The organism is Streptomyces sp. SA15, from assembly GCF_002291145.1.
GTDB lineage: Bacteria > Actinomycetota > Actinomycetes > Streptomycetales > Streptomycetaceae > Streptomyces.
On the sequence record NZ_NTGE01000097.1, the window covers coordinates 1 to 23,998 of the forward strand.

Consider the following 23,998-nt stretch of genomic DNA (forward strand, 5'->3'; position numbering starts at 1 on the left):
TTCATAGTGTTTCGGTGGTTATAGCGTGAGGGAAACGCCCGGTTACATTCCGAACCCGGAAGCTAAGCCTTACAGCGCCGATGGTACTGCAGGGGGGACCCTGTGGGAGAGTAGGACGCCGCCGAACTCCTTTTAGAGCTCTGGCTCTTGGGCACATAGCCCGAGAGCCAGAGCTTTTTTGCGTTGAGGTAAGGTCAGGGAGCATCGTTGGCACGTTTCCCACAGGAGGCTCCCGGGTGGAGGTCCAGGAGACCCGCGTCCAGACGGACCGGGTCCTCACCATCCCCAACATCCTCAGCATGGCGCGGCTCGTCGGCGTGCCGCTCTTCCTGTGGCTCATCCTCCGGCCCGAGTTCGGCGGTCCCAAGAGCGATGGTTGGGCGCTGCTGGTACTGGCTCTGAGCGGGATCAGTGACTACCTGGACGGCAAGCTGGCTCGGCGTTGGAACCAGATCAGCAGCCTCGGCCGGCTCTTGGATCCCGCAGCCGACCGCCTCTACATTCTCTCGACTTTGGTCGGTCTCACTTGGCGCGAGATTCTGCCAATCTGGTTGACTGCTGTACTTTTGGCGCGAGAGCTGGTTCTGCTGGTGATGGTGGGCATCCTCAGACGTCACGGCTATCCGCCGCCGCAGGTGAACTTCCTGGGCAAGGCAGCGACGTTCAACCTGATGTATGCCTTCCCGTTGCTGTTGCTCAGTGACGGAAGTGGATGGATCTCGTCACTCGCTGCTATTTTCGGATGGGCGTTCGCCGGATGGGGTACAACGCTGTACTGGTGGGCAGGAGTTCTCTACGTGGTACAAGTCCGCCGCCTGGTTCGTGCGGACGCCATGACCGACTGAACCCCGCCGGTTGAAGCAGCTGTAGCGGCGCGATGGCCCGCGGCGGAAAAGTGCGGGACAATCTGGACGGGTGAAGTCGGCTAGACCGTCGTCTCTTAGAGGAGGACGCTTCCGACATGAAGGCCGTCGTGATGGCCGGAGGCGAAGGCACGCGCCTTCGCCCCATGACCTCAAGCATGCCCAAGCCGCTCCTGCCGGTGGCCAACCGGCCGATCATGGAGCACGTTCTGCGGCTGCTCAAAAGGCATGGGCTCAACGAGACCGTCGTTACTGTCCAGTTCCTGGCGTCACTGGTCAAGAACTACTTCGGTGACGGGGAAGAGCTCGGCATGGAGCTCACCTATGCCAATGAGGAGAAGCCACTCGGTACCGCCGGAAGCGTCAAGAACGCCGAGGAGGCGTTGAAGGACGATGCCTTCCTTGTCATCTCCGGTGATGCCCTGACCGACTTCGATCTCACCGAGCTCATCAATTTCCACAAGGAAAAGGGTGCGCTGGTCACTGTCTGTCTGACGCGTGTGCCCAATCCGTTGGAGTTCGGTATCACGATCGTCGACGAGGAGGGCAAGGTCGAGCGTTTCCTGGAGAAGCCGACCTGGGGCCAGGTTTTCTCGGACACCGTGAACACGGGTATCTACGTGATGGAGCCCGAGGTCTTCGACTATGTCGAACCCGATGTGCCCGTGGACTGGTCCGGCGATGTCTTTCCGCAGTTGATGAAGGAGGGCAAGCCGGTTTACGGCTATGTGGCGGAGGGTTACTGGGAGGACGTCGGGACACATGAGAGCTATGTGAAGGCGCAGGCCGACGTCCTGGAGGGCAAGGTAGACGTCGATATCGACGGGTTCGAGATCTCCCCGGGCGTGTGGGTGGCCGAAGGCGCCGAGGTGCACCCTGATGCCGTTCTTCGTGGGCCCCTCTACATCGGGGACTACGCCAAGGTCGAGGCCGGCGCCGAAATCCGGGAGCACACGGTCGTCGGCTCGAACGTGGTAGTGAAGACCGGGGCCTTTCTACACAAGGCCGTTGTGCACGACAACGTGTACGTCGGCCAGCACAGCAATCTCCGGGGCTGTGTCGTCGGAAAGAACACCGACATCATGCGCGCGGCCCGGATCGAGGACGGCGCTGTCATCGGGGACGAGTGCTTGATCGGTGAAGAATCGATCGTCCAGGGAAACGTGCGGGTCTACCCGTTCAAGACCATCGAAGCGGGCGCGTTCGTCAACACGTCGGTCATCTGGGAATCAAGGGGTCAGGCGCATCTCTTCGGCGCCCGTGGCGTCTCCGGAATCCTGAACGTGGAGATCACCCCCGAACTCGCCGTGCGTCTCGCCGGCGCCTACGCGACGACTCTCAAGAAGGGCTCGACCGTCACGACGGCCCGTGACCACTCCCGTGGTGCCCGTGCGCTGAAGCGGGCGGTCATCTCCGCGCTGCAGGCCAGCGCCATCGACGTACGCGACCTGGAGAACGTACCGCTGCCCGTGGCCCGGCAGCAGACCGGTCGGGGCAGCGCCGGCGGGATCATGATCCGGACGACGCCAGGTGTGCCGGATTCCGTGGACATCATGTTCTTCGACGGCCGGGGTGCCGACCTCTCGCAGGCGAGTCAGCGGAAGCTGGACCGGGTGTTCGCGCGGCAGGAGTACCGGCGGGCGTTCCCGGGCGAGATCGGGGATCTGCACTTCCCGGCCAGCGTCTTCGATTCGTACACCGGCTCGTTGTTGAGGAACGTCGATACGACGGGGATCGCCGAGTCGGGGCTCAAGGTCGTCGTCGACGCCTCGAACGGCAGCGCCGGGCTCGTGCTTCCCAGCCTGCTCGGCAAGCTGGGGGTGGACTCGCTCACGATCAATCCCGGTCTGAACGAGTCCCGGCCGACGGAGACGGCCGACATGCGGCGGTCGGGGCTGGTGCGGCTCGGTGAGATCGTGGCGTCCTCGGGCGCCGCGTTCGGAGTGCGTTTCGACCCCGTCGGCGAGCGGCTGTCGCTGGTCGACGAGAAGGGCCGCATCATCGAGGACGACCGGGCGCTGCTCGTGATGCTCGACCTGGTCGCCGCGGAGCGGCGCAGCGGCCGGGTGGCTCTGCCGGTGACCACTACGAGGATCGCGGAGCAGGTGGCGGCGTATCACGGCACGCAGGTGGAATGGACGACGACGTCTCCCGACGATCTGACCCGGGTCGGGCGCGACGACACGACGATCTTCGGCGGTGACGGCAAGGGTGGCTTCATCGTCCCCGAGTTCAGCAGTGTCTTCGACGGTGCGGCGGCCTTCGTACGGCTGATCGGGCTGGTGGCGCGGACGCAGTTGACGCTCAGCCAGATCGATGCGCGGATTCCGCGGGCGCACGTCCTCAAGCGTGATCTGGCGACTCCCTGGGCCGTCAAGGGACTTGTGATGCGGCGGGTCGTGGAGGCGGCCGGAGACCGCTTCGTGGACACCACCGACGGCGTGCGGGTGGTGGAGACCGACGGGCGCTGGGTGATGGTGCTGCCCGACCCGGCCGAGGCGGTCACCCACCTGTGGGCGGAGGGGCCGGACGACGCCTCCGCGCAGGCGCTGCTCGACGAGTGGTCGGCGGTCGTGGACAGCGCCGGGCGCTGAATCACAGCACGCGCGCGTGCCGGACAAGTGTCCTCCAGGGGGCCTGTCCGGCACGTTGCCGGGGCCATTCGGAGGTAGTGGGCGCGACGTGCGACGATGTGCGGCATGCCGCAGCAGCCCCCCGTTCGGAGCACACCCACGCGCGCGTCGCGTCCGGACGCGTCCATGTCGCTGCTCACCAACGTCATGGACCACAGTCTCGACGACGGATACGCCGAGGCGGCCGCGCGGAAGAAGGCCAGTGGCGACGGCGGTATGCCCAAGACCCTCAGGGCGAAGCTCGGTCTCGCCGCCGGTCTGGTGCTCGCGGCTCTGGTGGTGACCGTCGGTGCGGCACAGGCGCGGGTCGCGGCGCCCGCCGTGGCCAAGGAGCGCGAGGAACTGATCGACCGCATCGACCGGGAGACCGAGAGCGCGGACAAACTCGAGGACTCCGTCGACGAGCTGCGCGACGACGTGGGCGCGCGGCAGCGTGAGGCCCTCAGGAAGACCGGCCACAGTGACCAGACGGCGCTCTTGGGGCTTCTGGCGGGTTCGACTGAGGTGCGCGGTCCCGGCGTGAAACTGGTCGTGGACGATGCCAAGGAAGCCACCACGGAAGGCGAAGGCGACCCGCGTGAGACCTCCGGGTTCTCCGACACCGGCAGGGTGCGCGACCGCGACATGCAGCGCGTGGTCAACGGTCTGTGGGAATCGGGCGCGGAGGCCGTCTCGATCAATGGGCAGCGGCTGACCACGCTGTCGGCGATCAGGGCCGCGGGTGACGCGATACTGGTCGACAACAAGCCGCTGGTTCCGCCGTATACGGTGCTTGCCGTGGGGGACGGCGACGGCATGAGCACCAGGTTCCAGAACAGCGCCGACGGGCTGTATCTGCACGCCCTGCAGGAGAACTTCGGCATCCGGACCGCCATCTCCGTGGAGGACGACCTCCGGCTGCCCGCCGCACCGAGTGTGACCGTACGTACAGCACAGCCGAAAACCGAGAAGGGCACATCGTGATCGCCGTACTGGGCCTCGTCGTGGGAGTCGTGGTCGGCCTGTTGGTCCGGCCTGAGGTTCCGGCGGTCGTCGAGCCTTATCTGCCGATCGCCGTCGTGGCGGCACTCGACGCCGTCTTCGGAGGTCTGCGGGCCATGCTCGACGGCATCTTCGACGACAAGGTCTTCGTCGTGTCATTCCTGTCCAACGTGGTCGTGGCCGCGCTGATCGTGTTCCTGGGCGACAAGCTGGGCGTGGGAGCCCAGCTGTCCACCGGTGTCGTCGTCGTCCTCGGGATCCGGATCTTCTCGAACGCCGCGGCGATCCGCCGGCACGTGTTCCGGGCGTGAGGCCGATGAGCAACCAGGACGAGACGCCCGACAACAGGCTGCGCAAGGAACTGCCCGAGGAGGTACCCGCGGCGGCCTCTCCTCCGGCCGAGAACGCCTCCGAGCGGGAGCCGCAGCTGACCGGTCGGCAACGTCTGGTGAAGGGGTTGTGGCCGCCGCGTGTCACGCGTGCCCAACTCATCGTCGCCGTGCTGTTGTTCGGCCTGGGATTCGGTCTCGCCATTCAGGTGGCGTCGAACAGTGACAGCGACAGTGCTCTACGGGGTGCGCGTCAGGAAGATCTTGTTCGCATCCTCGACGAACTGGACGACCGTACTCAGCGTCTTGAAGACGAGAAGCAGGGTCTCGAGAAGCAGCGGGACGAGCTGGAGAACAGCTCGGACCAGGCCGAGGAGGCCCGTAAGCAGACGGTCGAGAAGGAGAGGCAGCTCGGCATCCTCGCGGGCACGGTGGCCGCGCAGGGGCCCGGCATCACCATGACCATCGACGACACGAAGGGGACGGTCGAGGCGGACATGCTGCTCGACGCGGTCCAGGAGCTGCGCGCGGCCGGCGCGGAGGCGATCCAGGTGAACGGCGTGCGGGTCGTCGCGGGGACGTACCTGACCGACTCCGGCAAGAGCGTGAGCGTCGATGGGAACAAGATCAACGCTCCCTATCGTTTCAAGGTCATCGGCAGGCCGCAGGACCTCGAACCGGCGCTCAACATCCCTGGAGGCGTGGTGCAGACTCTTGAGAAGGAGCAGGCCACCGTGACCGTCGAGCGGTCGGACAAGATCGTCGTGGACGCCTTGCGAGCAGCGAAGCGGCCTGACTACGCTCGGTCGTCCTCCCAGTGAACCGGGGGTGCATGGGGGGCGTCCGGCCAGGGCATGAGGTTGCGGGGGGTCGGCGCACCGAATGGGTGGTGCGTGGTGGAAACTGTCTGGTGGATACGGACGTTGTGAGGATGTCCGGGTCGACCGGTGTGTTCAATCAGGGTTCGTCCTGCCCCACGGGCGGGTCTGTTTCGGTCAAGGGGAATCGCCCGTGAAGTTGTTTGCGAAGTTGTTCGGCAAGAGCGCGCGAGAGGGCAGCGACAACGCGACCGCTCGTCATCGCGCACAGCCTGACGCAGAAGGTCAGCGCCCGCTGTTCCGGGACCAGGTCGGTGGTCCGGGCGCTGACGTTTCCGGAGGTCAGGGCGCGCCGTCTGTTGACCCTGCCCAGTCCGGAGGCATAGGTTTCGGACAACCGTCAACCTCAAGTACGGGTGGAGGGTTTTCCGCCGACCCGTACGCGTCCAATGCCCCTGGGGGGCAGCCGCGGCAGGAGGATCCGTCCATGTCGGCCCTGGTGTGTACGAGGTGCGGTAACCGCAACGCGGAGAACAGCCGCTTCTGCTCCAATTGCGGCGCGCCGCTGCGGGCCGGAGCCGCGGCAGAGCGTCCGTCCGAGACGACGTCCACGATCTCCATCTCCGGACTCGAGGCCTACGACGCCGAGGCCACGGGCCAGACGCCGATTCCCATGCTCTCCCCGGAGGCGCAGGCGGCCGTCGACGCACTGCCGCTCGGTTCGGCGCTGCTGGTGGTGCGCCGTGGTCCGAACTCGGGCAGCCGCTTCCTGCTGGACGGCGACCTGACCACGGCAGGGCGTCATCCGCAGAGCGACATCTTCCTGGACGACGTGACGGTCTCCCGTCGGCATGTGGAGTTCCGCCGCGGTCCGGACGGCTCGTTCACGGTGGCCGACGTGGGCAGTCTGAACGGCACCTATGTCAACCGTGAGCGGATCGACCAGGTCGCCCTGAACAATGGTGACGAGGTGCAGATCGGCAAGTACCGGCTGGTCTTCTACGCGAGCCAGCGGGGCTACTGACCCTCCCCCGGACGCCGTCCGGGGGGACCCCCAGGGAAGGTCCATGGTTCAAACATCGAGCGGCGGTGCCGGGCACGGCATCGCCGCCGCGGACAGTGGGCTGATGAGCATCGGCACGGTGCTGAACGCGCTGCGTGAGGAGTTCCCCGAAGTCACCATCTCCAAGATCCGTTTCCTGGAGTCGGAGGGCCTCATCGAGCCGCAGCGGACCCCCTCGGGGTATCGCAAGTTCAGCGCCCAGGACGTCGAGCGCCTCGGCCATGTCCTGAGGATGCAGAGGGACCATTATCTGCCGCTCAAGGTGATCCGTGAGCACCTGGACGCCATGGAGCGCGGCGAGGCCGTACAACTGCCGGCACTGGGCCGTCAGCGGGACGGCGAGGCCGTTGCGGAGGCCGTCGAAGGGCCCACGGCGGTTCGGATCGGACGGGACGAGCTGATGGCCGCCGCCGAGATCGATGAGCAGGAACTTCAGGAATGGGAGTCGTACGGGCTCATCACCGCGCTGCCGGATGGGGCGTACGACGCGGAGGCGGCCACCGTGGCCTCGCTCGTCGCCGAGCTGGGGCGGTTCGGGATCGAACCGCGGCACCTGCGGGTGATGAAGGCCGCGGCCGACCGCGAGGCGGGGCTCGTGGACCAAGTGGTGGCCCCGCTCAAGCGCCACCGCAACCCGCAGACCAGGGCGCATGCCGAGGCACGTACGAAGGAACTCGCCGGGCTCACGGTGAAACTGCACGCCGCGCTGGTGCAGACCGCTCTCGGGGTGCGGCTGCCCTGAAGTGGGCGGGCGAACGGCGGCCGGAACGGCCACCCGTTTCCTGCTCGACTACCCAAACGTCCCGAGCACGGCCTAGGGTTGCTGTGTGAACGAGCTCGATGTCGTAGGTGTCCGGGTCGAAATGCCCTCCAACCAACCGATCGTGCTCCTGCGTGAAGTGGGAGGCGACCGCTACCTCCCCATCTGGATCGGGCCTGGGGAGGCCACGGCGATCGCTTTCGCCCAGCAGGGCATGGCTCCCGCCCGACCGCTGACCCACGACCTGTTCAAGGACGTGCTGGAGGCCGTCGGCCAGGAACTCACCGAAGTGCGCATCACGGACCTGCGTGAGGGCGTCTTCTACGCGGAGCTGGTGTTCGCCAGCGGGGTCGAGGTGAGCGCCCGGCCGTCCGACGCCATAGCGCTGGCGCTGCGCACCGGGACGCCGATCTACGGCAGTGACGGTGTGCTCGACGACGCGGGCATCGCGATTCCGGACGAGCAGGAGGACGAGGTGGAGAAGTTCCGCGAGTTCCTCGACCAGATCTCCCCGGAGGACTTCGGCACCAGCAGCCAGTGAGTCATGGGCCCGGCGGGCGCACGGAGCGTGTCGGGCCTGTCCTCGTCCGGTGACGCCTCAATTGACGGCATTTGCCAACGGCGCGTGAGAGCGTCTGCGGCCCCGTCCGAGCGCATTCGGCTAGCCTTTCCCCGCGGTGGGGCACGTGAAACCACTCTTAGGGTGATTATCACTCGGCGTGCCGAGTGTGGCGATCGTTGACGCACCCCTGGTGACTGCCTACCGTCGAGAAGGCAGGTCAAGGACGGAGGTCGGCGTGAGAAGCAGCGGCGACGGTACGGCTGGGGGTGTTCCCGGACGCAGTCTGGGGGAGAGCGGTCCGTACCCGCTTCATGGCAGCGCGGCCGATCACGCTCCGCAGCGACCGACGGCCGTGCCGAGCGGCGGAGGGGCGACGTCCATGGCGTCCGAGGAGATCGGCTACCGCGGTCCGACGGCCTGTGCGGCCGCCGGTATCACCTACCGGCAACTGGACTACTGGGCCCGCACCGGGCTCGTCGAACCGAGCGTACGGCCCGCCTACGGGTCCGGGACGCAGCGTCTGTACAGCTTCCGGGACGTCGTCGTCCTGAAGATCGTCAAGCGGTTCCTGGACACCGGTGTGTCGCTGCAGAACATCCGCACCACCGTGCAGCACCTCAGAGAGCGCGGCTTCCGTGACCTGGAGCGCATGACGCTGATGAGCGACGGCGCCACGGTCTACGAGTGCACCTCGCCCGACGAGGTCCACGCACTGCTCCAGGGCGGCCAGGGCATCTTCGGAATCGCCGTCGGGGTGGTGTGGCGGGACGTCGAGAGCGCTCTCTCGCAGCTGCACGGGGAGCGGGTCGACACCGGGGAGACCCTCGTCGGGCACAACCCCGCGGACGAGCTGGCGCGGCGGCGCAACCGGGCGGTCTGACAGCCAGGAGACGAGGGCGGCGGGTCGCACTCCCGCTCTTCGGACGGGGCCATTGTCAGTGGCGTAGGGCAGCATCGGAGATGTGAGAAGTGCGCCCACGATCCTGCATCTCGACATGGATGCCTTTTTCGCCTCGGCGGAGCAGGCGTCCAAGCCGAGCCTGCGCGGGAAGGCCGTCATCGTGGGAGGGCTGGGGCCGCGTGGGGTGGTGGCCACGGCTTCGTACGAGGCGCGAGTCTTTGGAGTCCACTCGGCGATGCCAATGGCTCAGGCACGCCGGCTCGCGCCGAACGCGGCGTATCTCGTGCCGCGCTTCGGCTTCTACCGGACGATCAGCGAGCAGGTTATGGGGCTGCTGCGGGCGCTGTCGCCGCTGGTCGAGCCGTTGAGCCTGGATGAGGCGTTCGTGGATCTGGAGGCCGGGGGAGCGGCCTGGGACGAGGAGTCGGCGCGGCTGGTGGGGGTGAAGTTGCGCGCCGACATACGGGCGGTCACCAGGCTGACCGGGTCGGTGGGGCTCGCCGCGTCCAAGATGCTCGCGAAGATCGCCTCGGAGCAGGCCAAGCCCGACGGGCTCGTGGTGATCGAGCCGGGGACCGAGCGGGCGCTGCTCGGGCCCATGTCCGTGCGGATCCTGCCGGGGGTGGGACCGGCGACGGGGGACCATCTGCGGCGGGCCGGGATCACCACGATCGAGGAGATCGTGGAGGCGGGCGAGGACGAGCTCGTACGGCTGCTGGGGAAGGCCCATGGGCACGGGCTGTACGCCATGGCGCTGGCGCGCGACGAGCGGGCCGTGGTGGCCGAGCGTGAGACGAAGTCGGTGTCCGTGGAGGACACGTACGACATCGACATCCACGACCGGGTCCGGGTGGGGCTGGAGGTGCAGCGGCTGGCCGACCGGTGCGTGCGGCGGCTGCGGGGTGCGGGGCTGTCCGGGCGGACGATCGTGCTGAAGGTGCGGAGGTACGACTTCTCCACGCTGACCCGGTCCGAGACGTTGCGTGGGCCCACGGACGATCCGGCGGTGGTGCGGGAGGCTGCCGCCAGGTTGCTGGACTCCGTGGACACGACGGGTGGCGTACGGCTGCTGGGGGTCGGGGTCAGTGGGCTCGCCGACTACACGCAGGAGGATCTGTTCGCGCAGGCGGCGGGGGAGCGGGCGGACGCGGCGGTGGAGGAGGCCGAGGATGCGCCTGCCGAGGAGCCGGAGGCGCCTGTCGAGCGACGGTGGTCTGCGGGACACGATGTGCGGCATGCCGAGTACGGGCATGGGTGGGTGCAGGGGAGTGGGCTCGGGCGGGTGACCGTGCGGTTCGAGACGCCGGAGTCGGAGCCGGGGCGGGTGCGGACGTTTCGTGTCGACGACCCTGATCTGGAGCCGGCGGAGCCGTTGCCGTTGGTGCGGGGGAGATCCGGGGAGGGTGGAGTTGTGGTGGACGGGGGTGGGGTGCGTGCGGGTTAGGCGGGGCGGGGTGGGTCGCGCAACCCGGCGCTGCGGGGTGCCGTCCGCGCCCACCCGTGCCGCCCCAGCGGCACGACTGCCCGCGGGCTCACGGCGTGGGCTGTGCGCGGACTGGGCGCGCGTTGGATGGGCCGGGGGAAGAGAGGACGGGCGTGGACTGCTTGGGCTGGCGGCGTGGGGCTGGGCGTGGAGGGAGGGGCGTAGAAGCTCCGCGCGGCCGCCGGGGGCGAGGGCGATCCTGCGGTGCGCTTCGCGTGGAGTGGCGGCGTGGGTTGGGAGCGGAGGGACGGCGTTGGCTGAGCGCGGCATGGAGGGATTGGGCTTGGCTGGGCACGGATGGGCGGGCGCTGGCGACTTGGGCTGGGAGCGAAGGGAAGGGCTTGGCTGCGCGCGGAGGGACGGGCGTGGGTCGCGCGTGAGCTGGCGACGTGGCTGAGAACTGCAGGGAGGGCGTTGGCTGGGCGTGGATGGGCGTGCGTGGGTCACGCCGGGCTGGCGGCGGGGCTGGGAGCGAAGGGACGGCGTTGGCGGGGCGGAGGGACGGGCGTGGGCCCGCGTGTGCTGGCTGCGATGCCTCTGGCGTCGGCCGCGTGGGGTGGCGGCATTGGCTGGGCACGGTCGGCTGAGTTGGAGGGCGCGGAGGGTCGGTCGGGCTATGCGCGCTTGGAGGACGGGGCGCGGCCTGGCAGTGTCGCTGGGTGCGCTACGGGGGGCGGGTGGGGTAGCTGGATCTGCAGCGAGCGTGTGGCCTGTGTGGCAATGGCTGGACAGGAGAACGTGTGTGGCCTGTGTGGCAATGGCTGGACAGGAGCGCCGGGCGGGTGGCAGTGGCTGGGCGATGGCTCGGGCCTGGCTGAGGGGGAAACGGGTTGGGCGGAGGCGCAGGGTGTCGCTGAGAGGGAGGGGTTGATCCAACAGCGCGGATGTGGCTGAGCCGGGTGCGCGGAGCTGGCGGGGAGAGGTGGGTGGGCCGGGTGCGCGGGGCTGGCGGGGAGGACGTGGCGGCTGGGCCGGGGTGCTGGGCTGGCGGGGAGGACGTGGCTGAGGCGGGGCGGGGTGGTGGAGGGGCTGCGGGCGGTTCACGGGTGGGGGTAGGTGTCAGGGCTCGTCCGTGCCTGCCAGGTTGCCGAAGTCGTGGTCCGGGAGTGCGGGGGGAGCGGCCACGTCGAGGCCGTAGTGGTGGTAGAGCTGGAGTTCCTGTTCCGGGGAGAGGTGGCGTCCGACGCCGAAGTCGGGGGCGTCCTTGATCAGGGCGCGGTCGAAGGGGACACGCAGGGTGCCCTCCCTCAGCTCGCTGGGCTCCAAGGGGACGAAGGCGTCCCTGCTGAACAGTCCGGTGCGTATGGCCGCCCACTCGGGTACGCCGGTCGCGTCGTCGAGGTAGACCTCGTCGATCGTGCCGATCTTGGTGCCATTGCGGTCGAACACCTTGCGGCCTATCAGGTTGCGCGGATCGAAGTCGGTCTGCACGGGCCCTCCTCTCGGTCGCAACTCATCCGTAAGCACTACGAAAGAGCACATTGAGGACAGCGGCCACTCGAGGACCGGACGTTGACCTCGCTGGTACGCTGGCTAGCGGCTGCTGACCCCGTGCGGGAGAGTCCTCCAGACACCATCGGAGGCGCCGAAGGAGCAAATCCTCCCCGGAATCTCTCAGGCCCACGTACCGCATGGACGAGGTCACTCTGGAAAGCAGGGCGGGTGTCGACGGCTTCCGCTCTCACCGACGGTGCAAGCCGGTCGCCCTCGCGGTGATCCGGTGAAGCTCTCAGGTTGAGATGACAGAGGGGGAGGCCGTCCGGGCACCCGCGCCGTGGTGCCCCTCGAAGGTCGCGTCAGACCAGGAGGCCTCCGCAATGACCGCCCACCGCATTCCGCTCTCCGAGCTCGAGCAGGGAATCCCCTTCGAACAGCGCCACATCGGGCCTGACCAGGAAGCACGGGCGAAGATGCTCGCCCAGGTCGGTTACGCCTCGCTCGACGAGCTCACCGCCGCCGCGGTGCCGGACGTGATCAAGAACGCCGATGCCCTGGACCTGCCGGGCGCGCGCACCGAGGCCGAGGTGCTGGCTGAGCTGCGCTCGCTGGCGGACCGGAATCAGGTCCTCGATTCCATGATCGGCCTCGGGTACTACGGGACCTTCACCCCGCCCGTCATCCTGCGCAATGTGATGGAGAATCCGGCCTGGTACACGGCTTACACGCCGTATCAGCCCGAGATTTCGCAGGGGCGGCTCGAAGCGCTGCTGAACTTCCAGACCATGGTCGCCGACCTCACCGGACTGCCGACCTCCGGTGCCTCGCTGCTCGACGAGGGGACAGCGGCGGCTGAGGCCATGGCCTTGTCCCGGCGCATGGGCAAGAACAAGCGGGGGCTCTTCCTGATCGACGCGGACGCACTGCCGCAGACCATCGCCGTGATCGAGACGCGTGCCGAGCCGACCGGAGTCGAGGTCGTCGTAGCCGACCTGAGCGAGGGCATTCCGGCCGAGATCGCCGGCCGTGAGATCAATGGCGTGCTGATCCAGTACCCGGGCGCCTCCGGTGCCGTACGCGACATCAAGCCCGTCATCGAGCAGGCCCATGAGCTCGGTGCCCTCGTCACCGTCGCCGCCGATCTGCTCGCGCTCACGCTGCTGAAGTCCCCGGGTGAGCTCGGTGCGGACATCGCCGTCGGGACGACCCAGCGGTTCGGCGTGCCGATGGGATTCGGCGGGCCGCACGCCGGATACATGGCCGTGCGGGAGAAGTTCGCGCGCAGCCTGCCCGGACGGCTCGTGGGCGTGTCCGTGGACGCCGACGGGCACAAGGCGTACCGACTCGCCCTGCAGACGCGTGAGCAGCACATCCGCCGGGAGAAGGCGACCAGCAACATCTGCACCGCGCAGGTGCTGCTCGCCGTGATGGCCGGCATGTACGCCGTCTACCACGGACCCGAGGGCCTGAAGACCATCGCGCGGCGCACCCACCGGTACGCCACGCTCCTCGCGGCGGGGCTGAGGGCCGGCGGGGTCGAGGTCGTGCACGGTTCCTACTTCGACACGCTGACCGTTCGGGTGCCTTCAAAGGCCGCCCAGATCGTCGCCGCCGCGCGCGAGAACGGCGTCAACGTGCGTCTCGTGGACGCCGATCACGTGTCCCTCGCCTGCGACGAGACCACCACGCGGGCCCAGCTGGGCGCCGTATGGACCGCGTTCGGGGTCGAGGGCGACATCGAGGCGCTCGACGAGGGGACGGAGGAGGCTCTTCCGGGCGCGCTGCTGCGCGCCGACGAGTACCTCGCGCACCCCGTGTTCCACCAGCACCGCTCCGAGACCGCGATGCTGCGCTACCTGCGTCGCCTCGCCGACCGCGACTACGCGCTCGACCGCGGCATGATCCCGCTGGGCTCCTGCACCATGAAGCTCAACGCGACCACGGAGATGGAGCCGGTCACCTGGCCCGAGTTCGGGCAGCTGCACCCCTTCGCCCCCGCCGAGCAGGCGCAGGGCTACCTCACGCTCATCCGCGAGCTGGAGGAACGTCTCGCCGAGGTCACCGGATACGACAAGGTCTCGCTGCAGCCCAACGCCGGGTCGCAGGGTGAGCTGGCCGGGCTGCTCGCCGTACGCGGATATCACCGTGCCAACGGGGACGAGCAGCGGACCGTGTGTCTGATTCCGTCCTCCGCGCACGGCACCAACGCCGCCAGCGCCGTGATGGCCGGGATGAAGGTCGTCGTCGTGAAGACCGCCGAGGACGGCGAGATCGACGTCGAGGATCTGCGGGCGAAGATCGAGCAGTACCGCGACGAGCTGTCGGTGCTGATGATCACGTACCCGTCGACGCACGGGGTGTTCGAGGAGCATGTCGCCGACATCTGCGCCCAGGTGCACGAGGCGGGCGGGCAGGTGTACGTCGACGGGGCCAACCTCAACGCCCTGGTGGGGCTGGCCAAGCCGGGGCACTTCGGCGGTGACGTCTCGCACCTGAACCTGCACAAGACCTTCTGCATCCCGCACGGCGGCGGCGGTCCGGGCGTCGGCCCGGTCGGGGTGCGCGCGCACCTGGCGCCGTATCTGCCGAACCACCCGTTGCAGCCCGCCGCCGGTCCCGAGACGGGGGTCGGGCCGATCTCGGCCGCGCCGTGGGGTTCCGCCGGGATCCTGCCGATCTCGTGGGCGTATATGCGGCTCATGGGCGGCGAGGGGCTCGAGCGGGCCACGCAGGTGGCGGTGCTCAGCGCGAACTACATCGCCAAGCGGCTGGAGCCGCACTACCCGGTGCTCTACACCGGTCCGGGCGGGCTGGTCGCACACGAGTGCATCATCGACCTGCGGCCGCTGACCAAGGCGACCGGCGTGAGCGTCGACGACGTCGCCAAGCGGCTCATCGACTACGGGTTCCACGCGCCGACGATGTCCTTCCCTGTGGCCGGCACGCTGATGATCGAGCCGACCGAGTCCGAGGACCTGACCGAGCTGGACCGGTTCTGCGAGGCGATGATCGCCATCCGAGCGGAGATCGAGAAGGTCGGCTCCGGCGCATGGCCCGCGGACGACAACCCGCTGCGGGGCGCCCCGCACACCGCCGCCGCGCTGGGCGGCGAGTGGGAGCACGCGTACACGCGCGAGGAGGCCGTCTTCCCGGCCGGTGTCTCGGCCGCGGACAAGTACTGGCCGCCGGTGCGCCGTATAGACCAGGCCTTCGGTGACCGGAACCTGGTCTGCTCCTGCCCGCCGCTGGACGCGTACGAGGACTGACGGACGACTGTTGGCCGTCAGGTGGTCGCCAGTGCGACCTCGGTCGACTTGATCAGGGCGACCACCGGGACGCCCGTCGAGAGGCCGAGGTCGGTGACCGCGTCGTTGGTGATCGCGGCGGTCAGTTCGCTGTCGTAGATGCCGATCCTGACGGTCGCCATGGCGCCGCCGGTGGCGATGTCGGTGACCGTGCCCGGAAGTTGGTTGCGGATCGACAGGCCCTCGACCGGGGCGGTGGCGAGGGAGACCTCCGTCGACTTCACCAGGGCGCGTACGACCGACCCCGTGCCGAGGCCGAGGTCCTCGGCGGCCTCCCGGGTGATGGCCGCGGTGAGGTCCTGGCCGCCGGTGAGGCGGACCTTGACCGTTGCCATGACCTCGCCCGGGGTGATGGCGGTGACGGTGCCGGGAAGTTGATTGCGGATGCTCAGGCTCATGGGGGCCTCGCTGAGGATGGGGGTGGTCCGGGGTTCCGGGGCCCCACCGTAGCCGTCGTCAGGGCTTATGCCGGGTATGCGTGTGTCTGCGTCGCCTTGACCGTCGCCCAGACCGGTGCGCCCGGACGCAGGTCGAGTTCGGCCGCGGCGACCGTGGTGAGGTCGGCGGCGAGGGGTAGTTCGCCGGCGAGGTCCGCGCGGATCTGGTCGCCGTGGGTCTGCAGGCCGGCGACCTCGCAGCGCCAGAGGTTGCGGGCGCTGGAGCCGGTCGGCCTGTCGCGGTAGAGGGTCACGGCTCCCGGGGGGAACGCGACGAAGACCGGGCCGGCGAGGTCCTCCGTGGTGGTGATGGCGGGGCCGGCGTCGAGCCGGACGGTGTGGCCGTCGGCCTGGCCCTTGTAGAGGTTCAGGCCGACCAGTTGCGCGATGTAGTCCGTGCGGGGGTGGCGGGCGATGTCGGCGGGCGTGCCCTCCTGGACGACCCGGCCGTTTTCGACGACCACCAGCCGGTCGGCCAGCACCATGGCGTCCAGCGGGTCGTGCGTGACCAGGACGGCGACGGCCTCGAACTCGGCCAGGTGGCGGCGGAGTTGGGCCCGTACCTCCAGGCGGGTGCGGGCGTCCAGGGCGGCGAGCGGTTCGTCGAGGAGGAGCAGGCGGGGGCGGGTGGCCAGGGCTCGGGCGAGGGCCACGCGCTGGGCCTGGCCGCCGGAGAGCCTGCGGGGCTTGGCGCCGGCGTGTTCGGCGAGGCCCATACGGTCCAGCCACTCGGCGGACTGGGCACGGGCCTCGGACTTGGTCGCGCCGTGACAGCGCGGGCCGAAGGCCACGTTGTCGAGGGCGGTGAGGTGGGGGAAGAGCAGGTAGTCCTGGAAGACCACGCCGACGGGGCGGGATTCGGGTGGCGTACGGTCCAATGCGGTGCCGTCGAGGCGCAGATGGCCGCCGGTGAGTGGGACCAGACCGGCGAGCGCGCGCAGGGCGGTCGTCTTGCCGGCGCCGTTCGGGCCGAGGAGGGCTACGACGTCGCCGGGGGCGGCGGCGAGACCGACGTCCAGACGGAAGGATCCGCGGTCTACGACGAGGCGGGCGTCGAGGCCTTCGCGGGTGTGCTCGCAGGGGGCGTTGGCTGCGGTGTCGTCGAGGTCGGTCATGGGGTGCGGGTCCTGGAGTGGAGTTGGTTGTGGCGGGGCGGGGTGCCGGGAGCGGGGGGGCTGGGAGGCGCCTCGTACGTGCGTTGCGTGGACGGTGTTGGTGCCGGGGGTTTCGGTGGGCCGTGTTCGTGCGTGAGTGGGGTGGGTGTGAGCCGGGAGTGGGTCGCGCGGCCCGGCGCCGGCGGGGTGCCGCCTGCGCCCACCCGTGACGGCCCAGCGGCACGACTGCCCGCAGCCTGGTGGGGGTTGTGCTGGGCGCAGCGTGGCGGGGTGGCTGGGCGTTGCGATTGGGCGGAGTCTGGCGGGGGTGGCTGGGGGGCGTGGCTGGGCGGAGCCTGATGGGGTCGCTGGTCGTTGGGGCTGGGCGCAGCCTGACGGCGTGGCTGGGCGGCACGGCTTCGCGTCGCCTGACGGCGTGTCGGGTGCGCGTGGGTGGCGGTGGCTTGCGGTGTCGGTTGTCGGTGGGGTCGTACGGCCGGCCCTCATGACGCTGTGACCCAGCGGTCCCGTAGCCCCGCCAGGACCGCGATCGACACGGCGAGCAGCACGAGGCTGAGGGCGATCGCGGCCGCCGGGTCGTTCTGCAGGGCCAGGTAGACCGCGAGGGGCATGGTCTGCGTACGGCCGGGGAAGTTGCCCGCGAAGGTGATCGTCGCCCCGAACTCGCCCAGCGCCCGCGCCCAGGCCAGTACCGAGCCCGCTGCGATACCCGGAGCGATCAGCGGCAGCGTGACACGTCGGAACGCGGTGAAGCGGGAGGCGCCCAGCGTGGTGGCGGCCTCCTCGTAGCGCGGGTCGGCGGCGCGCAGGGTGCCCTCCACGCTGATGATGAGGAATGGCATCGCCACGAAGGTCTCCGCCAGGACGACGCCCGTCGTGGTGAAGGGGAGCGTGATTCCGAACCAGGAGTCCAGCCACTGTCCGACGACGCCATTGCGGCCGAGGGCGAGGAGCAGGGCCACGCCGCCGACCACGGGCGGCAGGACGAGGGGCAGGGTCACCAGGGCGCGGACCAGACCGCGGCCGGGGAAGTCGGTGCGCGCCAGGATCCAGGCCAGCGGGACGCCGATGACCAGGCTCAGTGCGGTCGCCGCCGTGGCGCACACCAGGGACAGGCGCAGCGCCTCCCAGACCTCGGCGCTGGTCAGCTGCTCGGGGAGGCTGCGCCAGGGGGCCCGTACGAGCAGGGCGATCAGCGGCAGGAGGAGGAAGGCCAGGCCTGCGAGGGCGGGGACCAGGAGGGGCAACGGCACCCCTCGGCCACCGCCCGCCCGGAGACGCCGACGCGGCCCACCCTCCAGGGCGACGGTGTCGGTCTTGCCGGATCCGGTCACGGCTTGAGGAACCCCGCCTCGGTCAGGACCTTCTGGCCCTCGGCGGACTTCACCAACTCGATGAAGGCCTTCGCCGTGGTGGGGTTGGGGGCGTTCTTGAGGAGGGCGATCGGGTAGTCGTTGATGGCCTCGGCCGATTCGGGGAAGTCCACGCCCTCCACCTTGTCACCCGCCGCCTTCACGTCGGTCTTGTAGACGACGGCGGCGTCGGCCTCCTTCAGCTCGACCTTCGTCAGGGCGCTCTTGACGTCCTGCTCGTACGAGACCGGCGTGAGCTCGAGGCCACTGGCCTTCAGGGCCGTCTGGGCGGCGGAGCCGCACGGCACGGTCTTGTCGCACAGGACGACCTTCAAGCCCGACTTGGTGAGGTCCTTGAGCGAGGAGACCTTGTCGGGGTTGCCCGGCAGGGTGGCGATCTCCAGCTGGTTGCGGACGAAGGTGGCCGGCGTCTCGACCGTGTCCTTCTGGTCCGTCACGATCGCCATGGTCTTGGTGCTGGCCGCGGCGAAGACGTCGGCAGGGGCGCCGCCGGTGATGCTCGCGGCGAGCGTGTCGCTGCCGCCGAAGTTGAAGACCAGCTTCGTGCCCGGGTGCTTCTTCTCGAACTCCTTGCCCAGCTTGCTGAAGCTCTCCTGGAGCGAGGCGGCGGCGAAGACGGTCACCGTGCCGGACAGCTTCGCCGAGGAGCCGGCGGCGCCGGACCCCGCGTCGGGAGAGTCGGACGAATCGGTCGAGGAGGAGCAGGCGCTCAGGGCCAGGAGCGCGGCGGCTCCCGCACAGGCCGCCCGCAGGGTCCGGCGGGTCCGGTGCGCGGAACGGGTCGTCACGGGGCCACTCCCTTGGTCGGTGGGGGAGGAGGCCGTCGGACCCCTCCGGTGCACCGATCATACTTCCGCATATGCGAGGCGTAAGTCTGCTGTGGCATCGCATGAGCAGGTGTGAGCGGCAGTGGCGGTATGCATGTGCGTTTCTATGGAGGGCTGCTGTTCAGGCGCGGTCGATGTGCACGTTCGTCGACTTCACGCGCGCGGTGGCCTCCATGCCGACCTCCAGGCCGAGTTCCTCGACGGCCTCCCGCGTCAGGAGGGAGACCAGCCGGTGGGGGCCGGCCTGGATCTCGACCTGGGCGGCCACGTCGCCCAGCTTGATCGCCGTGACGATGCCGGGGAATGCGTTGCGGGCGGAGGTGTACGGCGTGTCCTCGTCGGAGCTCTGCGCCTTGGCGAGTTCCACCGAGAAGGCGGCCAGGTCCCGCCCGTCGATGAGCCGCCGCCCGCTGTCGTCGCGGTGGGTCACCACCCGGCCGGCGTCCGCCCAGCGGCGCGCGGTGTCGGGGCTCACGCCGAGCAGCCGTGCCGCCTGGCCGATTGTGTAGGACTGCATGCCGGTCACCATAGGCGCGCCGGAGGGGAACGGTCATGAGGGGGTGGCCGTTGTTGAGTATGACGCGATATAGCGTTAGTTTGTCGAGAGGAGGGGTGTCCGTACAGACGCCCGGGAGATCGGGGTGAAGCCATGGCCGGAGAATCCTTGAGCATCGGTGTTTCGCCGGAACCGGGCCTGCGGGCCTCGCATGCGGACCGCGACCGGGTCGTGGACGTGCTGCGTATTGCCGCGGGCGACGGCCGGCTGACCGCCGAGGAGCTCGACGAACGTCTGGAGGGCGCGCTGTCCGCGCGCACGATGGGTGAACTGGCCGCTCTGACGGTGGACCTGCCGTCGGTGGCGGACGGGGGTGCCGTCGAGGCCAAGGACGTCGTCCGGATCGAACAGAAGGGCGCTTCGGCGCGGCGCGGCGAGGGCTGGGTGGTGCCGCGGCGGATGGAGATCCACTCCGACTGGGGCGAGGTCACGCTGGACTTCACCGAGGCCGTGATCACGTACGACACCCTGCGCATCGACCTCGACATGCGCGGCGGCGCCCTGATGTTGGTGACCCGGCCGGGCGTCGTGGTGGACACCGATGCGCTGGTGACGAACTACGCCAAGATCAAGACGCGTCGAGCGGCCCTGTCCGATGCCCCTGTCGTGTTGCGTGTCGAGGTCACCGGGGAGCTGAGTTTCGGGCAGGTCCTGGTGCGTCCGCCGCGGCGCGGGTTCGGCAGGAGGGCGGTGCGTGGCTGAAAGGCTCGCCCCCGGCTCAAGGGCTTGGCGGGGTGCGTCGCTCAGCCCGTGTGGACGCGCGGGCGGCGGACCCGGTCCGATTCCGCCTCGCGGAGGACCTCTCGGGTGACCGGGGCGACCTCGCCCTGGCCGAAGAGGAAGAAGCGCAGGAAGTTGGCGAAGGGGTTGCCCTCGGTCCACTCGAAGTAGATGTGCGGGGTGCAGCCGGTCGTGTCGCGGACGTGCAGGAGCAGGGCGGCCAGGGCGTTCGGGATGGAGGAGGACTCCAGGGTCAGGACGCGGTAGCGGTTGTGCAGGACCTCGCCGCGCACGGTCAGGCCCGCCTCGAACTCGGAGGGGTCGAGGACCGTGACCTCGACGAAGACGAAGTCCTCCCCGGGGATGTCGTTGTCCTGCCGGATCTGCTCGATCTTGTCGCGGTACTCGGCCTTGTCCCGCTGGTCGGGTTCGTTGGCGATGAACCGTATCTTGCGGCTGGCCATGTCCCTGACGAAACGTTCCGCCATGTCATCCAGCGTCACGCTGGTCACGCGCAGCTCGAAGGCGCGGGCCAGCCGGGACAGCAGAGAGAGCAGGATGATGCCGGCGATGAAGCAGGCGCCGATCTTCACGCCGTCGGGGCGCTCGATGACGTTCACCACCGTCGTGTAGAGGAACACCGCCGAGATCACCGCGAACGCGATGGTCCAGTTCCGCTGGCCGGCCTTGCGGGCGGCGATGGTCACCGCGATCGCGGCGGAGCTGATCAGCACCAGGACGCCGGTGGCGTAGGCGCCGCCCTGGGCATCGACGTCAGCGTCGAAGATCCAGGTGACCAGGAAGGCGACGAGGGTGAAGACGATGACCATGGGGCGCACGGCGCGGGCCCAGTGCGGGGCCATGCCGTAGCGGGGCAGGTAGCGGGGCATCAGGTTGAGCAGCCCGGCCATCGCGGAGGCGCCGGCGAACCAGAGGATGGCGATCGTCGAGATGTCGTAGACCGTGCCGAAGGCGTTGCCGAGATAGTCGTGCGCCAGGTAGGCCAGCGCGCGGCCGTTGGCGTTGCCGCCCGGTTCGAACTCCTTCTCCGGTATCAGGAGGGTGGTGATGAAGCTGGTGGCGATCAGGAACACGCTCATGATCAGGGCAGCCGCGGTCAGCAGCTTCTTCGTGTCCCGGATACGGCCGAGCGGTCGCTCCTCCGTGTCGCCCGCGTCGCCCTTGACGTGCGGCATCACGGCGACGCCGGTCTCGAAGCCGGAGAGGCCGAGCGCCAGCTTGGGGAAGACGATCAGAGCCACGCCGATCATGACGAAGACGTTGCCGTGTTCGGCGGTCAGGGCGCTGGACCAGTCGGTGACGACATGGCCCGCGGTGACGATGTGCCACAGGCCGACGATCACGACGACGACGTTCAGCATGAGGTAGACGCCCACGAGCGCGACGGCGACGCCGATCGCCTCCAGGAAGCCCTTGAGGAACACCGCGCCGAGCAGCGCCACGAGGACGAGGGTGATCAGCAGCTTCTGGTCGTGCAGGACGCTGGTCAGATGCGGGTTCTCGACGAGGTGGGTCGAGGCGTCCGCCGCCGACAGCGTGATGGTGATCAGGAAGTCGGTCGCGGCGAAGCCGAGCAGGGTGAGGACGAACAGCTTGCCCTTCCAGAAGGACAGCAGCCGTTCCAGCATGGCGATCGAGCCCTCGCCGCGGGGGCTCTCCTCGGCCACGCGCCGGTACACGGGCAGGGCGCCCGCCAGGGTGACGATCACGAGGACGATGGTCGCGATGGGTGACAGCAGGCCGGCCGCGAGGGCCGCGATGCCCGGCTGGTAGCCGAGGGTGGAGAAGTAGTCGACGCCGGTCAGACACATGACCCGCCACCAGGGCTGGCCCTCGTGCGCGGGTTCCGGTGTGGCGTGCGGTCCCTGGTGGCCGCCGCCTTTGCCCATGTCGGACAGGCCCTCCAGCATCCAGGAGCGCAGGCGACTGGTCTCGGTTTGTTCGGTGGTGGCCATCGGGCGTGCTCCTGGGGTGCGGCTCAGCGTGTGGCTGCGGTCCCCACGCGTACGGCGCGACCAGCGTAAGCGGAGAGTGACACTCGGGCCTGTGGATGAAGGGGGTGAGCGCGTCAAGCTTGCGTTAAGACTGGCCGAGGGGTCCGGTTGTTCTCGGCGCAGCCGGCCTACGTGACTCCGTCGCGTCCAAGGTCCATCGGCGGGTGCAGTGTCGCTTCGTAACGTTCGCCCTGTCAGACGAAAGTTTCGCCAACCGCTCGCGTATGCATCGTCGGGTCCGTGAAGCAGGAACCGTCAAGCCGGGGCTCGCCGGAACAAGTTGGCGACGGACTCCCTCAACATTCCCCGCGTACAAGGGGTTGCCACCGTTTGGCAGCTGTCTCTAGGGTGCGGCAACAACGAACCTTTCTGGATCAATCCCGAAACTTTCGGTCCAGCGGACGGCCGCAGACGCGCCGTCCCGTACCCAAGGAGCGCAACATGGGCGACCCGGCACTGTCCCGCCGCGGCTTCCTGGCGGCGTCCGCCGCGGCCGGTCTGAGCATGACGGCATTGAGCGGCTGCGGCGGCGACTCGGACGGAGGGTCGTCGGGGACGACCACCGTCGAGTGGTGGAACATCTCCACCACCGAGCCCACGAAGGGCGTCTGGGCCGCACTGGCCAAGAAGTTCGAGGCTCAGAACCCCAAGGTGAAGATAAAGATCGTCCAGCTGGAGAACGACGCCTACAAGTCGAAGATGACAGCGCTGACCGCCTCCGGGAAGCTGCCGGACATCTTCCACACCTGGGGCGGCGGCGTCCTGAAGCAGCAGGTCGACGCAGGGCTCGTCGAGGACCTCACGGACCGGACGAAGGACTGGGCCGAGGGGCTGCTGCCGGTCGCGAGGGAGCCGTACCTGCTCGACGACAAGGTGTACGGCATCCCGTTCGACATCGGCATGATCGGCTTCTGGTACAACAAGGCGCTCTTCCAGCAGGCGGGCGTCAGCACGCCCCCGACCACCTGGAGCGGCTTCCTCGACGCCGTGAACAAGCTGAAGGCCAAGGGCATCACCCCCCTCGCCCTTGCGGGCAAGGAGAAGTGGCCCGGCATGTACTACTGGGCCTACCTCGCGATGCGCACGGCGGGTGCCGAGGCCCTGCAGAAGGCCAACGACGACAAGGACTTCACCGGCGACGACTTCGTCCAGGCCGGACAGCACCTGCAGGAACTCGTCGACCTCCAGCCGTTCCAGAAGGGCTTCCTCGGCGCCGCCTATTCCACCCCCAACGGCCAGGCCGCCACCGTCGGCAACGGCAAGGCGGCGATGGAACTCATGGGCCAGTGGGCCCCGGTCGTCCAGGCGGACCAGGGCAAGGGCCTCGGCGACGACCTCGGCTTCTTCCCGTTCCCCGCCGTCGAGGGCGGCAAGGGCGCCATCACCGAGGTGTTCGGCGGGGGCGGCGGGCACGCCCTGCGCCAGGGCGCTCCGCAGGCGGCCGTCGACTTCCTGAAGTTCTTCGCTTCCGAGGCGACCGACCTGGAACTGGTCAAGAAGACCGGCGTCCTCCCGGTCGTCCCGGCCGCCGAGAGCGCCCTCACCGACCCCAACCTCCAGGCCGTACAGAAGCAGTTGAAGGGTGCCACCGGCTTCCAGCTCTACCTCGACCAGGCCTACGCGCCCGCGCTCGGCCAGGAGGTCAACGACAGCGTGGCCGCGCTCATCGCCGGCTCCAAGTCCCCTGAGCAGGTCACCGAGTCGATCAGCAAGACCGCGAAGGAAGAGCAGTAACCGACGTGTCCTCCACGACCCCCACCTTCCTGCCGGACAAACGGACCGGCCCCGACCTCGACACCCCGCCCCCGGCCGCAGGCAGA

Annotated in this window: 20 protein-coding genes, 1 rRNA gene and 1 riboswitch; of the genes, 14 read left to right on the plus strand and 7 right to left on the minus strand. The window is 69.1% G+C overall.

Annotation, left to right across the window (positions count from 1 at the left end; all coding sequences use genetic code 11):
- The first annotated feature begins 10 nt into the window (after positions 1-10).
- The 11 genes from rrf to CLM62_RS19695 all read left to right on the plus strand — a co-directional run bounded on the left by rrf (position 11) and on the right by CLM62_RS19695 (position 10,354).
- Positions 11-127: ribosomal RNA gene (gene rrf / locus CLM62_RS19645) — 5S ribosomal RNA — on the plus strand.
- Between the two features lie 109 nt (positions 128-236).
- Complete coding sequence (locus CLM62_RS19650; RefSeq protein WP_095751205.1) at positions 237-845, plus strand: CDP-alcohol phosphatidyltransferase family protein; 609 nt, start codon at positions 237-239, stop codon at positions 843-845.
- Positions 846-961: 116 nt separating this feature from the next.
- On the plus strand, positions 962-3,457 hold the full coding sequence (locus CLM62_RS19655; RefSeq protein WP_095751206.1) for a mannose-1-phosphate guanyltransferase: 2,496 nt from the start codon (positions 962-964) through the stop codon (positions 3,455-3,457).
- Between the two features lie 96 nt (positions 3,458-3,553).
- The gene (locus CLM62_RS19660; protein WP_095751207.1) at positions 3,554-4,459 is read left to right on the plus strand and encodes a DUF881 domain-containing protein; all 906 of its coding nucleotides are present in this window, start codon (positions 3,554-3,556) and stop codon (positions 4,457-4,459) included.
- Entirely contained in the window at positions 4,456-4,788 is a 333-nt protein-coding gene (locus tag CLM62_RS19665; protein WP_019708255.1) for a small basic family protein, read from the plus strand. Before CLM62_RS19660 ends, CLM62_RS19665 begins: the two co-directional genes overlap by 4 nt.
- 5 nt (positions 4,789-4,793) lie before the next feature.
- The gene (locus CLM62_RS19670; protein WP_095751208.1) at positions 4,794-5,627 is read left to right on the plus strand and encodes a DUF881 domain-containing protein; all 834 of its coding nucleotides are present in this window, start codon (positions 4,794-4,796) and stop codon (positions 5,625-5,627) included.
- 61 nt (positions 5,628-5,688) lie between these two features.
- A complete protein-coding gene (locus tag CLM62_RS19675; protein WP_095751209.1) occupies positions 5,689-6,648 on the plus strand; it encodes an FHA domain-containing protein in 960 nt (319 codons plus the stop codon).
- 43 nt (positions 6,649-6,691) lie between these two features.
- Complete coding sequence (locus CLM62_RS19680) at positions 6,692-7,429, plus strand: MerR family transcriptional regulator (RefSeq protein ID WP_095751210.1); 738 nt, start codon at positions 6,692-6,694, stop codon at positions 7,427-7,429.
- A gap of 85 nt (positions 7,430-7,514) precedes the next feature.
- Positions 7,515-7,988 carry a bifunctional nuclease family protein gene (locus tag CLM62_RS19685; protein ID WP_004002801.1) on the plus strand — a complete coding sequence of 158 codons (474 nt, stop codon included), beginning with the start codon at positions 7,515-7,517 and terminating at the stop codon, positions 7,986-7,988.
- Between the two features lie 256 nt (positions 7,989-8,244).
- Positions 8,245-8,889: a MerR family transcriptional regulator gene (locus CLM62_RS19690; RefSeq protein ID WP_095751211.1), complete on the plus strand. Its 645-nt coding sequence runs from the start codon at positions 8,245-8,247 to the stop codon at positions 8,887-8,889.
- Positions 8,890-8,971: 82 nt separating this feature from the next.
- A complete protein-coding gene (locus tag CLM62_RS19695; RefSeq protein ID WP_095751212.1) occupies positions 8,972-10,354 on the plus strand; it encodes a DNA polymerase IV in 1,383 nt (460 codons plus the stop codon).
- Positions 10,355-11,452: 1,098 nt separating this feature from the next.
- On the opposite strand, the gene CLM62_RS19700 is transcribed toward CLM62_RS19695, so the two are convergent.
- Positions 11,453-11,824, minus strand: a complete 372-nt coding sequence (locus tag CLM62_RS19700) for a PRC-barrel domain-containing protein (RefSeq protein WP_179382152.1) — start codon at positions 11,822-11,824, stop codon at positions 11,453-11,455.
- 113 nt (positions 11,825-11,937) lie between these two features.
- Positions 11,938-12,033, plus strand: a riboswitch (glycine riboswitch).
- A 177-nt stretch (positions 12,034-12,210) separates the two neighbouring features.
- Between CLM62_RS19700 and gcvP the strand changes: the two genes are divergently transcribed.
- Positions 12,211-15,096: an aminomethyl-transferring glycine dehydrogenase gene (gene gcvP, locus CLM62_RS19705; protein ID WP_095751214.1), complete on the plus strand. Its 2,886-nt coding sequence runs from the start codon at positions 12,211-12,213 to the stop codon at positions 15,094-15,096.
- Positions 15,097-15,113: 17 nt separating this feature from the next.
- On the opposite strand, the gene CLM62_RS19710 is transcribed toward gcvP, so the two are convergent.
- The 5 genes from CLM62_RS19710 to CLM62_RS19730 form a co-directional block, all read right to left on the minus strand.
- Positions 15,114-15,533, minus strand: coding sequence for a molybdopterin-binding protein (locus CLM62_RS19710; RefSeq protein ID WP_095751215.1), 420 nt, complete (start codon positions 15,531-15,533; stop codon positions 15,114-15,116).
- A 65-nt stretch (positions 15,534-15,598) separates the two neighbouring features.
- Entirely contained in the window at positions 15,599-16,687 is a 1,089-nt protein-coding gene (locus CLM62_RS19715) for an ABC transporter ATP-binding protein (RefSeq protein ID WP_095751216.1), read from the minus strand.
- Between the two features lie 482 nt (positions 16,688-17,169).
- Positions 17,170-18,021 carry a molybdate ABC transporter permease subunit gene (gene modB, locus CLM62_RS19720; RefSeq protein WP_095751217.1) on the minus strand — a complete coding sequence of 284 codons (852 nt, stop codon included), beginning with the start codon at positions 18,019-18,021 and terminating at the stop codon, positions 17,170-17,172.
- Positions 18,018-18,848 carry a molybdate ABC transporter substrate-binding protein gene (gene modA, locus CLM62_RS19725; RefSeq protein ID WP_095751218.1) on the minus strand — a complete coding sequence of 277 codons (831 nt, stop codon included), beginning with the start codon at positions 18,846-18,848 and terminating at the stop codon, positions 18,018-18,020. The genes modB and modA overlap by 4 nt, the downstream gene beginning before the upstream one ends.
- Positions 18,849-19,008: 160 nt before the next feature.
- Complete coding sequence (locus CLM62_RS19730; protein WP_095751264.1) at positions 19,009-19,404, minus strand: molybdopterin-binding protein; 396 nt, start codon at positions 19,402-19,404, stop codon at positions 19,009-19,011.
- 132 nt (positions 19,405-19,536) lie between these two features.
- On the opposite strand from CLM62_RS19730, the gene CLM62_RS19735 reads away from it, so the two are divergent.
- A complete protein-coding gene (locus tag CLM62_RS19735) occupies positions 19,537-20,145 on the plus strand; it encodes a DUF1707 domain-containing protein (RefSeq protein ID WP_095751219.1) in 609 nt (202 codons plus the stop codon).
- 41 nt (positions 20,146-20,186) lie between these two features.
- Here CLM62_RS19735 and CLM62_RS19740 read toward each other — a convergent pair whose 3' ends face one another.
- On the minus strand, positions 20,187-22,139 hold the full coding sequence (locus CLM62_RS19740; protein ID WP_095751220.1) for an APC family permease: 1,953 nt from the start codon (positions 22,137-22,139) through the stop codon (positions 20,187-20,189).
- Between the two features lie 480 nt (positions 22,140-22,619).
- Between CLM62_RS19740 and CLM62_RS19745 the strand changes: the two genes are divergently transcribed.
- Positions 22,620-23,912, plus strand: coding sequence for an extracellular solute-binding protein (locus CLM62_RS19745; RefSeq protein WP_095751221.1), 1,293 nt, complete (start codon positions 22,620-22,622; stop codon positions 23,910-23,912).
- Positions 23,913-23,998 lie beyond the last annotated feature (86 nt).

What these genes read in the sequence shown, in the direction of transcription:
- CLM62_RS19655 (WP_095751206.1), top strand. Translation starts at nt 962, where the DNA reads ATGAAGGCCGTCGTGATGGCCGGAGGCGAAGGCACGCGCCTTCGCCCC.
- CLM62_RS19660 (WP_095751207.1), top strand. Translation starts at nt 3,554, where the DNA reads ATGTGCGGCATGCCGCAGCAGCCCCCCGTTCGGAGCACACCCACGCGC.
- CLM62_RS19670 (WP_095751208.1), top strand. Translation starts at nt 4,794, where the DNA reads ATGAGCAACCAGGACGAGACGCCCGACAACAGGCTGCGCAAGGAACTG.
- CLM62_RS19675 (WP_095751209.1), top strand. Translation starts at nt 5,689, where the DNA reads ATGGGTGGTGCGTGGTGGAAACTGTCTGGTGGATACGGACGTTGTGAG.
- CLM62_RS19680 (WP_095751210.1), top strand. Translation starts at nt 6,692, where the DNA reads ATGGTTCAAACATCGAGCGGCGGTGCCGGGCACGGCATCGCCGCCGCG.
- gcvP (WP_095751214.1), top strand. Translation starts at nt 12,211, where the DNA reads ATGACCGCCCACCGCATTCCGCTCTCCGAGCTCGAGCAGGGAATCCCC.
- CLM62_RS19710 (WP_095751215.1), bottom strand. Translation starts at nt 15,533, where the DNA reads ATGAGCCTGAGCATCCGCAATCAACTTCCCGGCACCGTCACCGCCATC.
- CLM62_RS19715 (WP_095751216.1), bottom strand. Translation starts at nt 16,687, where the DNA reads ATGACCGACCTCGACGACACCGCAGCCAACGCCCCCTGCGAGCACACC.
- CLM62_RS19730 (WP_095751264.1), bottom strand. Translation starts at nt 19,404, where the DNA reads ATGCAGTCCTACACAATCGGCCAGGCGGCACGGCTGCTCGGCGTGAGC.
- CLM62_RS19735 (WP_095751219.1), top strand. Translation starts at nt 19,537, where the DNA reads ATGGCCGGAGAATCCTTGAGCATCGGTGTTTCGCCGGAACCGGGCCTG.
- CLM62_RS19740 (WP_095751220.1), bottom strand. Translation starts at nt 22,139, where the DNA reads ATGGCCACCACCGAACAAACCGAGACCAGTCGCCTGCGCTCCTGGATG.
- CLM62_RS19745 (WP_095751221.1), top strand. Translation starts at nt 22,620, where the DNA reads ATGGGCGACCCGGCACTGTCCCGCCGCGGCTTCCTGGCGGCGTCCGCC.